The organism is Photorhabdus sp. CRCIA-P01 (assembly GCF_003545805.1).
GTDB lineage: Bacteria > Pseudomonadota > Gammaproteobacteria > Enterobacterales > Enterobacteriaceae > Photorhabdus > Photorhabdus antumapuensis.
This window is the reverse complement of the sequence record NZ_NMQR01000013.1, coordinates 53,370-66,384: the sequence shown is the minus strand read 5'-3', so window position 1 is coordinate 66,384 and position 13,015 is coordinate 53,370. Positions and strand designations below refer to the sequence as shown.

The window sequence follows — 13,015 nt, the reverse complement described above, 5'->3', positions numbered from 1 at the left end:
AACCATGATGAACAAGAGAATGTTTTTCAATCAAGATAGATTAATCAAAACCATCGTTCTTCTGATTGTAGATATATTTATCATCATTATTTCATACTGGCTAAGCATGTGGCTACGCCTTGATAGAGAAGTACCTATCTACAGCTTACAACATTGGTTAACGATTATATTCACCATACCTTTCACGCTATTCATTTTCTTAAGAATTGGCTTTTATCGATCGATATTAAAATATGTCAACATGAGTATATTGAAATGGGCCATTATTGGTTCATTTCTATCTACTCTACTATTAACTGCAATTTCCTTATACCAACAAGCATTTTTGCCCAGAACGGTACCGATTATCTATTTCTCTTTTCTGGTTATCTCACTCTGCGGTACAAGATTTGTCTATAGAACGCTACGTAATTTACTAAAATATAAAGGCGCTCCTGTTATCATATACGGAGCAGGAGAATCTGGTAGGCAACTCTTACCCATATTAAGAGAACATAGAGAATTTAACCCGATTGCTTTTGTTGATGACAATGACAAATTACATCATTTATCGATTCATGGGGTTTATGTCTTCCCTCCAGAGAAGATAACGATTTTAGTAGAAAAATATAATATAAAGAAAATATTATTAGCCATACCCAGTGCATCAATATCTAATAGAAAAAAAATACTTGAAAAACTCCAAAAAGAACATTGTGAAATCCTCACCATCCCAAGTTTCAATGATCTGGTTGAAGGAAAAGCCCAAATAAACTCACTGAAACGCGTTTCTATTAACGACCTACTGGGAAGAGAACAAGTAAACCCATTACAAAGTTTACTCAATAAAAATATCAAAAACAAAAACGTTCTTATTACCGGTGCCGGCGGTTCCATCGGATCAGAGTTATGCAGACAAATCATTACTCAGTCACCCTCTCAACTAGTCTTATTTGAATTAACCGAATATTGCCTTTACTCAATAGAAAAAGAGTTACAAAAGATAAATTCGGACAGAGATCTAAATATAACGATTACTGCGATTTTAGGTGACATAAAAAATTCAGACAAAATAAATAGGATAATCAATAAATTTAACATTAATACCATATACCACGCTGCGGCATATAAACATGTTCCCCTGGTAGAAATGAATACCATAGAGGGCATTAATAACAATATCTTTGGCACCCTCTCACTAGCCAAAGTAGCAATCAATCAAAAAGTTGACAAATTTGTATTAATCTCTACCGACAAAGCTGTCCGCCCGACAAATACAATGGGCGCGACAAAAAGATTTGCAGAACTGATATTACAAGCCTTTGCTAAAGAGAACAGCCATACAAAATTCTCAATGGTTCGCTTTGGCAACGTTCTTGGCTCATCCGGTTCCGTTGTCCCCCTGTTCGAGAAACAAATAAAAAGTGGTGGACCGATAACCCTCACCCACAAAGAGATTACCCGTTACTTCATGACGATCCCAGAAGCCGCCCAATTAGTTATCCAGGCAGGAGCACTGGGCAATAATGGTGATGTTTTTGTTCTGGACATGGGAGAATCAGTAAAAATTTATGATCTTGCCCGGAAAATGATTCATCTTTCAGGACTGACAGTGAAAGATGAAACCAATCCTCATGGCGATATTGAAATCAAAATTACCGGATTAAGGCCCGGTGAAAAACTTTATGAAGAGTTATTAATTGGTGATAACGTCTCTGGCACCAATCACCCAAGAATCATGACAGCTAATGAAGTTTTTCTGACTTGGGATAAATTAAATCCGTTATTAAATGACTTAAAAACATCTTGTGAAAATTACGATTTTGAAAATATTAGGCAGATCCTTATTAATGCTCCCATTGATTTTCATCCTAAAGATTACATTTACGACCTTTTAAAATAACATCTAAGCTTTCCAACAAGCTAAATAGACAAGTCATATTACCGACATTGGCTTTCTTGATAAACAACAATTCTATGAAATTCTTAACATACGAGTAATTAGAAATCCTATAATTCAAAAAATTAAAATAGCAAGCCAATAAAACCTCATCATTAGCTATATCATATGCATTATACTTACTTCAGTTTTTCCCTCAAAAAAGGAAAATGGTTAAACATCTGGAAATTATGGAGCTAGCCTCTTGGAGCCTATAACTTTATGAAAAAGTATCCAAATAGCTATGTTCACAAGCCGTAAAGTAACAGCCAATGCCTATGGACTATTCTCCGGTATTTTCTGGGGACTAAGCGGCGTACTTTTCGCATTATTACTAAAAAACACTGCACTTTCCTCTTATTTTTTTATTCCCATCGTACTTGCTTTCCTGAATGATATGATTTCATGCGGATATATGTTTATATATCTTTTAATTAAAGGAAAGTACCAAGAGATATGCCTTATCCCCAAGAACAAGAAAAACGGAATAATCGTACTAGCGGCCATATTTGGCGGCCCAATGGGCATGTCTTGCTATATCTTAGCTATTCAATACATTGGCATTAGCTACACAGCAACTATTTCAGCCACTTACCCTGCTATTGGCGCGTTAATTTCTTTTTTTCTACTTAAAGATCGTATCCACCTTATCGGCATATTGGGATTAATATTAGCCGTTGTGTGTACTATGATACTAGGTTACTCAGCATTAACTCAGACAATATCTGGCTGGATAGGCTTTCTTTTCGCTTTTATATGCGCACTAGGCTGGAGTTCCGAAGTTGTTATCAGCTCTTATGGCATGAATAAAGATATACCTGCTGATATTGCTTATTTTATAAGACAATTATCATCCTCCATAGGCTACTTAATCATTATCATATTACTCGTTCACTCTTTTCCTAGAGTTACACATATTTTTTCAAATATAGAATTATACTCCTTATTATTCTTCACTTCTCTGGTCGCCACGCTATCGTATCTCTTCTACTACAAAGCAATCAGCATACTTCAACCCATCCGTGCTATGAGTTTGAACATCACTTACGCTATCTGGGCAGTCATCTTTGCTTGTTTGCTGGTAGATGAACCCATCTCTATAAATCTATTGCTCCTATGTGTAGGCGTCTCCGCTGGCTCATTCCTGACGGCTGTAAATCCACTTAATATCAAAAAATTGATTTTAACACTTAAATAAGTACGATTCTATTCGTAGCAAGTTTAAGTTCGTTTTAATGTTATCGTTAAAGAAAATCACTAAGGCTCTACTGGCTATCAAGAATATATCGCCAAGTATTCTCGAACCTACACCAACCACTCTCTCCTTCCCTCACTTTTAAACAACAATCACCGCTGGATTTACCTATATTTTGGTCAAAGGATAGGGGCATTGTTATCTCACTAACCACAATGCTAAATAAGCATGATGTCACAATTAATCATTACTACCGAATAGATATCACGGAAATACTGCTACATCCCTAGGCGAATGGAATAGCAGGAAACCTGTTGAAAAGCAAGGCATCATAGTACGTTGTTGGTAAGATCTAACCGCCATTCCATGAGCAGTAATACAGATTTCAACTAACTGTATTCTACCAATTAGTTAAACAAGTTGGCTGTTAAGCTTGACCCAGATAAGTTTACAGTCTAATCTCCCCCCAACTAGTTACAAAATCTTATCCCCCATTACTTTTTGTTAGAACCAAACTGATTCTCTTTTGGCCTTTACTTAAACTAAATCGTCGACCTTCGTGCACAGTGCACTGGTAGCTGAAGAGCCAGGGGCGGTAGCGTATATTAATATCTTAGAATCAATTAAGAAAGGATACTCATGGAAATTTCCAGATTAGAGGATATGGTCAAGGGCTGGTTCGTCGGTGGTTTTGAACCAACCTTATATAAAACCACGAATGTTGAGGTTGCCGTTCAACATTTTACTACTGGAGAGAGAGAGAGTGCACATTGTCACAAAGTCGCAACTGAGATAACAGTAATTGTATCTGGTCGGGCAAAGATGGCAGGTGCAGAAGTAAAAGCCGGTGATATTGTTAAAATATCTCCTGGTGAATTTACAGATTTTGAAGCACTTGAAGATACAGTAACCGCTGTCGTTAAATTACCTGGGGCATTAAATGATAAATATCTTAAAGGAGATACTTAAGTGTTAAATATTGTTGTTCCAATGGCTGGTCGTGGGAGTCGTTTTTCTAAAAAAGGGTATGCTGATCCGAAGCCATTAATTCCTCTTGGTGATAAAAGAATGATTGAGGTTGTTATTAATAACCTTAAACCGAAATGCGAGCACCGATTTACTTTTATTTGTCAGCAAGAACATCTTGATAAGTATAATTATAAGCAGGAGCTACTGCGCATGGCTCCTGGGTGTGAAATCATTGGCATAAATGGTATAACAGAAGGTGCGGCATGCACGGTAATGTGTAGTGAACATTTGATAAATAACGATGAGCCACTAATGATTGCTAACTCTGATCAGTGGGTTGATATCGATATCAATGATTATTTAGATTGCATGCAATCAAAAAATCTTGATGGGCTCATTATGACGATGAAAGCTGACGATCCTAAGTGGTCTTTTGCGAAAATTAATGATGCTGGTTATGTGACTGATGTTATAGAAAAAAAAGTTGTGTCTGATGAGGCTACTGTCGGCATTTATAATTATAAGAAGGGCTCTGATTTTTGTCGGCATGTTAAGACTATGATTGAGCGGAATGAACTCAGCAATGGTGAATTCTATGTAGCTCCAGTTTATACGTATATGTATGAATTAGATAACGCAAAAATTGGTATTTATAACGTTGGTTCAGAAGCCAATGGAATGTATGGTCTGGGTACACCCACTGATCTAGATTTTTTTAAGAGTTGTGAACATATTTTTAAAAAGGCAGTCTCATTTTAAATCTAACTGCTGGCATAATGTAATTTACAACATTTTCTTGAGATAATATGTTTTATGATAAACAGTCGAGACATCTCTGTCGTAGTCCAAGGTCAAATAAATAGCGGAATTTATAATAAGGAACAGATTACATGGACTGAAAAGTGTCTGTCAGAATTGAGGGATTTGTTCCCTGATGCTGAATTGATTTTAAGTACATGGAATGATACTAATTTAAAAGAAGAGTATGATGTAGATATTCTCGTTAAAAATAAACCCATTAGCGCTGTTTATTATGATGAATTTCTTGGCATATATGATAATACTAATAGACAAATAGTTACGACTATTGAGGGGCTAAAAAAGGCTACAAGGAAATACACTTTAAAAATTCGAACTGATACAGTTTTATTTAAAAAAGATTTTCTAGATTATTTCAATCTTTATAATAAAAGAAACTCTGAATATTCTATCTTTGATTCTCGAATTGTAGCGTCAGCTGTTTATGCCAAAAAATATGCAGGAAGTGATTCTGCTATCACAAAACAGTTATTTCAACCAAGTGATATAATACTATTTGGTAATACATCTGATTTAATAAAATTATATGATATACCTCTAAATGCTATTGATGACTCCCGATATTTTAAATACTTAGATAAACCGTGTTTAGATGTTTATACGCATATGTTGAGCAGATATACACCGGAACAACATATCTTTATATCTTGTCTGAGAAAGGCAGGAAAAGAAATTTATTGGCCTCATAGGCTATTCATTACTGATTCTTTGCAAGAGGAATCAGAAAGATATATTTGTGATAACTACGTATTTTTAGATCAATCTATCTGGGGATTTGAACTTAAAGGCCATATTAAGCAAAGACTATTAGATGACTTTGTTTGGAATGGTTTATATAGATATAAAGTATGGTTACAAGATTATAATAAATATTATCATGCGGATGAAAAAATTGCCCATTCTGCTGATGAGCGTTCGAGGAATAGTCTTTTAAATTTAACTAAATTGAAGAGCAGTACGAAAAAAATCGTTAGATATGGTATTATTTCTTTGTCATTGCTGACTAGAATTAAATACATTAATCGTATAACCATGCCAATACAAAATAACATTTATGTCAGACGTTATAAGGAAGAGTTTAAGAGAAAACTTGTTAATATTCCAAATCTTGGTAAGCAAGGTAATATCGTAAAAAAAGATAAGAAAGCCATTAAAAATATTAGTGAATTACTGAATCATATAAATGGATATGATGTAATAAGTTTTGATATTTTCGATACTTTGCTTAGAAGGTACGTTGAACCCGTATATGTTCCCTTAGCTCAAACAGGTATTTTTGCTGAATATCTTCTAAAAAAACAAGGAATAGATATCACAGCTGATTTGTTTAACAGAGTTAGGCAGGAAACAGTAAATGAATATTATGAGAATAATAGGAAAAAAGGACTAGAGTATGAGTATGTAATAAATGATGTAATTATTCAAGTTTTAACAAAAATTGGCCTTAAAGAAGATGATATACAAAAAAACTCTGAAGCAATAGTTAGCAATGAACTTAATAGAGAAATTGAAACTCTTTATGTAGCAAAAGGCGTTGATGATTTATTAGAAAAAATAAAAGCTTCTGGTAAAGTGATAATAGCAACATCGGATATATATTTCTCTACGGAAGATATTAAATATATTCTTTTAAAGAAAGGTCTTCTTAATTATTTTAATAATGTTTATGTATCTTCAAGTTTCATGGTAACAAAGCATTCTGGCCGCTTATTTGATCTAATTAAGGACGAGTTTAGGAATAAAAAGATCCTTCACGTTGGGGATAATTTACATTCCGATGCTATTGCTCCTCGTAGACGTGGAATATATAGCCTTTGGCTCAACGATGATCATGATCTCTTCCGAAGGCTGAAAAAGTCTAATCTGCCATCTAATAGAAAATTATTACGTAAAATAATTATGGCAGAAATACAACGGACAAATAAGTATGAAGAAGTGGTTTCAAAATATATTTACAAAAATGTAAGTTTTGATTTTATATCTTTTTCCCATCATATAATTCAATATTCATATCTGAATAACATAGAAAGAATCTATTTTCTTGAAAGAGACGGTACAATTTTCTGTGACTTAATCCAACGCCTTGCAAATAAGGCAGCAATGTTTAATGGCATTCAATTACCTGAATTAATAAAACTAAAAATGCCACGTAGGAAATCTGCCCCATTGAGTGATATATTCGATCCTTATAAGGTTATTAAAAGAGCATATAAAGTTGGTGCTCCTGATACTTTTTCGGTTTCCTTTGTTTTGGGCGCATATGGTGTATCAAAACAAATAGTAGAAGAGCATGTAGGTACTGGGGCTAAATCGAATATTGACAGCAAAGAGTTTATAGATAACTTCAAGGAAAAATATCAACCTATCCTTGAAAAACGCAGACAGGAAGTTCTTGATGAATTATCACTAATTGGGTTTTTCAAGGCAGGAAAAATGGCCGTAGTCGATATTGGCTGGGGAGGGACAACTCAGAAGGATATCGGTTCTTACATCCATGAAAAGAGTTTGGATGTTGAATGTCATGGTATTTACTATGGTGTTGACGGTCGTATTCATGAACTTGCGAAACATTACCCACACGCCCATAAATACTTCGGCTATCATGATGCTACAGCTTTCTTTGGGTCTTATAGTTTAATTGAATTCTTGATAAAAAATTATTCTCTTGAGGACAATCACGATGTGTCATATGAGACATTAGAGTTGAATAATACTTCAAGAAATATATTATTATCAGCTGTAGATGCTTATACTGAAGTAATCAATAAATGGTGCTTGACTGCAAATGATATATCGGTGGTTAGTTCGGAAAACATGATTAATTTTGTTAATAAGCCAGACTATAAGTTTGTTAATACGATAAAGGATGCTAGTTTTAGTTTAGATAGAAAAGAAGATGACGATTTTGTTCCATTAGTCCAAAAATTATCACTTAATTTAAATATCTTAAAAACAATGCGCCAGTTAGATGAAAATGCTCAATGGGTCTGGGGATCCCTAGTCTACAGTAAATTATCTTTTTTAGTTAAATTGTTTAAATAACTATTCCTTTATTTATAATACAAGAGACGCTTTCAAAATGAACGCCCCTTTATTTATATTCATATATAGGGATTTACTAATTTTATATGGTAAACGAATATTTAAATATAAACTATGAGCTGCACTGAATTAGTTAAAAATAATGTTTCAATCGTTATGCAAGGTTCCCTATTAAAAGGAGGGAAAGTCGATCAAGAAATTATCAGTAATATTCTTGCTGTGAGGAAAACATTTCCGTCGTCGGAGCTTATTGTATCAACATGGCAATTAGATGATTATGAATCCAATAAACTGGCTCTTCTTGCTAAAGAGAATAATATTAGTTTCATTTATAATAAAGATCCGGGAACTATAACATCTAGTGATGGTAAAGTATCATCAAATATTAACAGAATGATTGTTTCAACAAAAGCTGGAATACAACATTGTAATAATCTTTATGTCATAAAGATAAGAACTGATTCTTATTTCGATGATGACCAAATTATAAGATTATTAAGGTCAGTCTCGAATAGTAGATTTAATATATTCAGAGATACACGATATAAAGTTTTTAAAAATTATATCGTCAATTGTTCATTATTTTCCAGAGATGCAAGAGGATATTTACCATATTTGTTTCATCCCGGAGACATATGCCTTGCCGGAAATAAAGACGATCTACTGAGTCTTTTTGATGCCCCATATGCAGATTCCTCAATTTTCGGGAGCTTTTCTCGAAACTGTTTCCATTCTTTAATGAAATATGTACCGGAACAATATATCTGGACTCAATGTATTAGTAAGGTTAGAGGGGCGCCTGTTTATAACGGGAATGGGTGCTATAATGAACAGATAATACAATTATCTGAGAAGTATTATGTGAATAATTTTATTCCATTTTCTGCAGCCGAATTAAATTTCCATTGGCCGAAGCATAAAATCATTTACAATAGTAAAGGGCGATACAGTGTGTATACCACCAATGATTGGAAGTTTCTATATAATTATTATAATTTGAATTATTTTAGAATTAATAGGAAAGCTATTTATTTTAAAGCTGCTGTTACACGATTAATGTATTTTTATTTTTTTTTCAGGACATGGCTGCTTCAGATTCCGTTTGTACGTAATTTCGCTGTAAGAATGTTCCGTAAAAGAGGCTAGGTAAATGCCAAGAATTGTATCTTCGAAAAAGAGTAAAACTTCGCTCAGAGAGATAATTGACTCAAGATATATTATTTTGCAATTGGTGAAAAGAGATTTCTCTGTTCGATATAAACAAACATCATTAGGCTGGCTCTGGGCTGTCATTAATCCCCTTGCTAACTTTATTTTATTTGCTGTTGTTTTTGGTTTGTTAGTTAGAGTCCCTACACCAGAATATGCCGCACCCTATTCAGCTGTTCTAGTTGTAGGTATCATATACTGGAATTTTTTTTCAGCATGTATGAGTTCTGTTAGTGACTCGCTAATAAACAATATACATTTAATTAAAAAGGTCTATTTCCCTAGGATAGTTTTTGGCTTATCCAGTACCTTTGTAGCTGTTGTCGATTTTATTATTGCCTTTGTTTTTTTTATTCCGGTTTTGATTTACTTGAAGGTTAATATAAATATAACAAAACTATTGTTAATCACACCTGTTGCAGTATTTACAACCATTCTTTTTGCATGGGGACTAGGTTGTTTTATGTCTATTTTAAAGGTTAGATATAAAGATTTTAGACATTTTATACCTCTTTTTATGCAAATTCTTTTTTATATTTCTCCCATTGTCTATACTGCAAGTATTATTCCCGATGAATATCAATTCTATTATCAAATAAACCCTCTTGTTCATATTATTGAGCTAGCGCGTTATGGGTTCTTAGGAGGGAATGATGTACCGAGTATCGCAATTACCTTCACTGCATCAGTTCTGGTAGCTGTACTTGGGGGAATGTATTTTATCTATAATGAAAGGAAAGTGGTAGATCTCGAATGATTAGGTTCGACAAAGTATCTAAAATCTATGACACACATCGGAATCATGATTCCTTAAAAGATTTATTCTCATTCAGAAAAAATAGAGTTGATCGTGGAGAACAGTTTACCGCTGTAGATGATGTTAGTTTTCATATTGAAGAAGGATCTTCAGTTGGTCTAATGGGGAAAAATGGTGCAGGAAAGTCAACTATTCTGAAATTGATGACACGGATCATTTTACCAACCACTGGGAAAATATGCATTTGTGGTAATTTTTCAAGTCTTCTCGAGGTAGGAGCAGGGTTTCATCAGGATCTATCTGGATATGAAAATATCTACCTTTCTGGTGCGATCTTGGGGATGAGTAGGAAGCAGGTTAAGCAAAAGTTTGACGATATCGTTGAATTTTCTGAAATTGGCGAGTTCATCGAAACTCCGGTTAAATACTATTCATCCGGGATGTATTTAAGATTAGCATTCTCAATTGGTGTCAGTCTCAGTTCAGATATTCTTGTTATTGATGAAGCTGTATCGGTTGGCGATGCTAACTTTCAAAGTAAATGTATCAATAAAATAAATGAAATAAAAAAACAGGGTAAAACAATAGTATTTGTTAGCCATGATAAAAACCAAATTTCATCAATATGTGAAAAAGTTATAATTCTTGAACACGGGAAAAAGACATTTGATGGAAAAACCAATGAAGGTTTTGATTATTACGATAGTTTAATTGGTTGATGAATCGGAGATAAGTATGGAAATTATATCCCACCGTGGTTATTGGTTTTCTGAACGTGAAAAAAATACTGCAACCGCTTTCGAACGTTCTTTCTCACTAGGTTTCGGAACTGAAACAGATATCCGTGATTATAAAGGTGAATTAGTTATTAGTCATGATATCGCAAGTTCGGATTGTATTACCTTCAAAGAGTTTATTTCTATTTATAAAAAAAATATTGGTAATAATAACGGAACATTAGCTTTAAATGTAAAAGCTGACGGGTTACAAGAAAAGGTGAGATTGATCCTTGAGCAAGAGAATCTTTCAAATTACTTTTTCTTCGATATGTCTATACCTGATATGCTTGGGTATTTCTCTTTAGGGCTCTCAACATTCGCTAGATATAGCGAGTATGAGTCAATAAATTCTTTATATGATCGTGCTGAAGGGATTTGGCTCGACGGCTTTAGTCAAGATCTCGTTACCGCTGATCTATTAAATAAGTTTTTATCTTCAGGCAAAAAAGTTTGCATAGTTTCTCCAGAGTTACACCATCGAAACCACATTGAATCATGGAAGAAATATAAAACTTTCCCCCACAATCTTATTAGTGATCGAAATTTAATTCTTTGTACTGATCTGCCTGAAGATGCAACGGAGTTTTTCTTATGAATAAAAAAATTAAAGCTGTTATTTTCGATATGGATGGAGTACTAATTGATGCCAAGGATTGGCATTATGATGCCTTAAACAAAGCATTAGGTCTCTTTGGCCTGGAAATAACAAGGCAAGAACATTTAACTACATATGATGGTTTACCTACAAGAGACAAATTGATAATGCTAAGTAAAGACAAGGGATTATCGCCGTCTTTACACGGGTTTATTAATGAAATGAAACAGCAATATACAATGGATATTATTCATAACCTTTGCAAGCCAATGTTTCATCATGAGTTTGCGTTAGCTTCGTTACATAAGGAAGGATATAAGCTTGCTGTCGCTTCTAACTCCATAAAAACTTCCATTGAAGTTATGATGGAAAAGTCTCACTTATCAAATTATTTAGAATTCTTTATTTCTAACCAGGATGTTGTACAAGGCAAACCCGACCCAGAAATGTATAATCTTGCAATATCGAAATTAGGCTTAAAACCTCATGAATGTGTAATTGTTGAGGATAATGAAAATGGAATAAAAGCAGCAAAAGCTAGCAGTGCGAATGTGTTAGAAGTCGAAACTATTTATGATGTAAATTACGAGAACATCAAAAATTTCATTAATAAGATTGAAAAGCCAGAGGTGGAAAAATGATTAATATTATTATTCCTATGAGTGGGAAAAACTTATATGAAACCTCAAATGATTTCATCTACCCTAAACTTTTGACTGAAGTTTCAAACCGAACACTATTAGAATACTCACAAGAGATTTTTACGTCTCTACAAGAGAAATACAAAATTATATATGTCGCTCCAATTGAAAAACTGAATAAACTAAGTCTCAAAACCATAATCAATATAATCTCAAATGGAGAAGGTAAAATCGTTCCATTGCAAGGTATTACAAAGGGGGCAGTATGTAGCAGCCTTATGGCAATTGACGAGTTAAACCTTGATTCTGAGCTGATTATCGCGTCTGCTGACCACTATATAAATGATAATCTCCAGGAGATTGTCAATGATTTTCGTGCTAGCGATTCAGATTCCGCCGTTTTAACTTTCGAATCTGTCCACCCTAAATGGTCTTTTGTAAAAATTAATGATGAAGGTAATGTAGTGCAAGCCGCAGAAAAAAACGCAATCAGTCGAAATGCGATTGCTGGTTTATATTATTTTAAAAAAGCAAATGACTTCATTTCAGCTGCTAAAAACCTTATCAGGAAAGGTGGTACTATCGATGGTAACTTTTATCTTTCTTCTTGCCTTAATGAACTGGTTTTGATGGGTAAAAAAATAACGTGTAGGCCATTGGCCGATTCCGTTTATCATAATTTTTATGATGCTCATGCAGTAAAATCCTTTGAAATGAGTCATCGTAAAACAACCGGCCCGATACGTAGCTTAACTGAAGCTTACATTAAAGCATTTGATAAAAAATCATTACGTGAAGTGATGGAACTGTTTGATCGTAATGCTTCTCTGATTGATCCTGGCAATCATTTAATCGGTGACGATAGTATTCGAGAAATGTTGATACAGCTTTTCTCTTCACATAAGAAACTTTCCTTTGTAGCAAAATCCATTCTCACAGAAGCTTCAAAATCAATGATCGAATTTGAACTTACTTTGGATGAAAAAGTTTTCCGGGGCGTAGATATCATAGAATGGAATCCTAAAGGTAAGATTGTAACATTAGATGCTTACCTTTACTGATTAATACTTATACAATTTAATTAAATAGTC

General features: G+C 33.9%; 11 protein-coding genes. All 11 read left to right on the top strand.

Annotated features, from left to right (window positions below; genetic code table 11):
• Positions 1–7: 7 nt before the first annotated feature.
• The 11 genes from D3222_RS10300 (at position 8) to D3222_RS10250 (ending at position 12,985) form a co-directional block, all read left to right on the top strand.
• On the top strand, positions 8–1,882 hold the full coding sequence (locus tag D3222_RS10300) for a polysaccharide biosynthesis protein (protein WP_118986120.1): 1,875 nt from the start codon (positions 8–10) through the stop codon (positions 1,880–1,882).
• A gap of 280 nt (positions 1,883–2,162) precedes the next feature.
• A complete protein-coding gene (locus tag D3222_RS10295) occupies positions 2,163–3,116 on the top strand; it encodes a DMT family transporter (RefSeq protein ID WP_232832469.1) in 954 nt (317 codons plus the stop codon).
• A gap of 636 nt (positions 3,117–3,752) precedes the next feature.
• Positions 3,753–4,082 carry a hypothetical protein gene (locus D3222_RS10290; protein WP_118986074.1) on the top strand — a complete coding sequence of 110 codons (330 nt, stop codon included), beginning with the start codon at positions 3,753–3,755 and terminating at the stop codon, positions 4,080–4,082.
• A complete protein-coding gene (locus D3222_RS10285) occupies positions 4,083–4,841 on the top strand; it encodes a glycosyltransferase family 2 protein (RefSeq protein WP_118986073.1) in 759 nt (252 codons plus the stop codon).
• A 54-nt stretch (positions 4,842–4,895) separates the two neighbouring features.
• The gene (locus D3222_RS10280; RefSeq protein WP_118986072.1) at positions 4,896–7,943 is read left to right on the top strand and encodes an HAD-IA family hydrolase; all 3,048 of its coding nucleotides are present in this window, start codon (positions 4,896–4,898) and stop codon (positions 7,941–7,943) included.
• Between the two features lie 114 nt (positions 7,944–8,057).
• Entirely contained in the window at positions 8,058–9,089 is a 1,032-nt protein-coding gene (locus D3222_RS10275; protein ID WP_118986071.1) for a WavE lipopolysaccharide synthesis family protein, read from the top strand.
• A 4-nt stretch (positions 9,090–9,093) separates the two neighbouring features.
• Positions 9,094–9,909: an ABC transporter permease gene (locus D3222_RS10270; protein WP_118986070.1), complete on the top strand. Its 816-nt coding sequence runs from the start codon at positions 9,094–9,096 to the stop codon at positions 9,907–9,909.
• The gene (locus tag D3222_RS10265) at positions 9,906–10,628 is read left to right on the top strand and encodes an ABC transporter ATP-binding protein (protein WP_118986069.1); all 723 of its coding nucleotides are present in this window, start codon (positions 9,906–9,908) and stop codon (positions 10,626–10,628) included. The genes D3222_RS10270 and D3222_RS10265 overlap by 4 nt, the downstream gene beginning before the upstream one ends.
• A gap of 16 nt (positions 10,629–10,644) precedes the next feature.
• Positions 10,645–11,283 carry a hypothetical protein gene (locus D3222_RS10260; protein WP_118986068.1) on the top strand — a complete coding sequence of 213 codons (639 nt, stop codon included), beginning with the start codon at positions 10,645–10,647 and terminating at the stop codon, positions 11,281–11,283.
• The gene (locus D3222_RS10255; protein WP_118986067.1) at positions 11,280–11,924 is read left to right on the top strand and encodes an HAD family hydrolase; all 645 of its coding nucleotides are present in this window, start codon (positions 11,280–11,282) and stop codon (positions 11,922–11,924) included. Before D3222_RS10260 ends, D3222_RS10255 begins: the two co-directional genes overlap by 4 nt.
• Entirely contained in the window at positions 11,921–12,985 is a 1,065-nt protein-coding gene (locus D3222_RS10250) for a nuclear transport factor 2 family protein (RefSeq protein ID WP_118986066.1), read from the top strand. The genes D3222_RS10255 and D3222_RS10250 overlap by 4 nt, the downstream gene beginning before the upstream one ends.
• The last annotated feature ends 30 nt before the right edge of the window (positions 12,986–13,015 follow it).

Coding starts and splice junctions, on each gene's coding strand:
- D3222_RS10280 (WP_118986072.1), top strand. CDS start 4,896: ATGATAAACAGTCGAGACATCTCTGTCGTAGTCCAAGGTCAAATAAAT.
- D3222_RS10300 (WP_118986120.1), top strand. CDS start 8: ATGAACAAGAGAATGTTTTTCAATCAAGATAGATTAATCAAAACCATC.
- D3222_RS10255 (WP_118986067.1), top strand. CDS start 11,280: ATGAATAAAAAAATTAAAGCTGTTATTTTCGATATGGATGGAGTACTA.
- D3222_RS10290 (WP_118986074.1), top strand. CDS start 3,753: ATGGAAATTTCCAGATTAGAGGATATGGTCAAGGGCTGGTTCGTCGGT.
- D3222_RS10295 (WP_232832469.1), top strand. CDS start 2,163: ATGTTCACAAGCCGTAAAGTAACAGCCAATGCCTATGGACTATTCTCC.
- D3222_RS10250 (WP_118986066.1), top strand. CDS start 11,921: ATGATTAATATTATTATTCCTATGAGTGGGAAAAACTTATATGAAACC.
- D3222_RS10275 (WP_118986071.1), top strand. CDS start 8,058: ATGAGCTGCACTGAATTAGTTAAAAATAATGTTTCAATCGTTATGCAA.
- D3222_RS10265 (WP_118986069.1), top strand. CDS start 9,906: ATGATTAGGTTCGACAAAGTATCTAAAATCTATGACACACATCGGAAT.
- D3222_RS10270 (WP_118986070.1), top strand. CDS start 9,094: ATGCCAAGAATTGTATCTTCGAAAAAGAGTAAAACTTCGCTCAGAGAG.
- D3222_RS10260 (WP_118986068.1), top strand. CDS start 10,645: ATGGAAATTATATCCCACCGTGGTTATTGGTTTTCTGAACGTGAAAAA.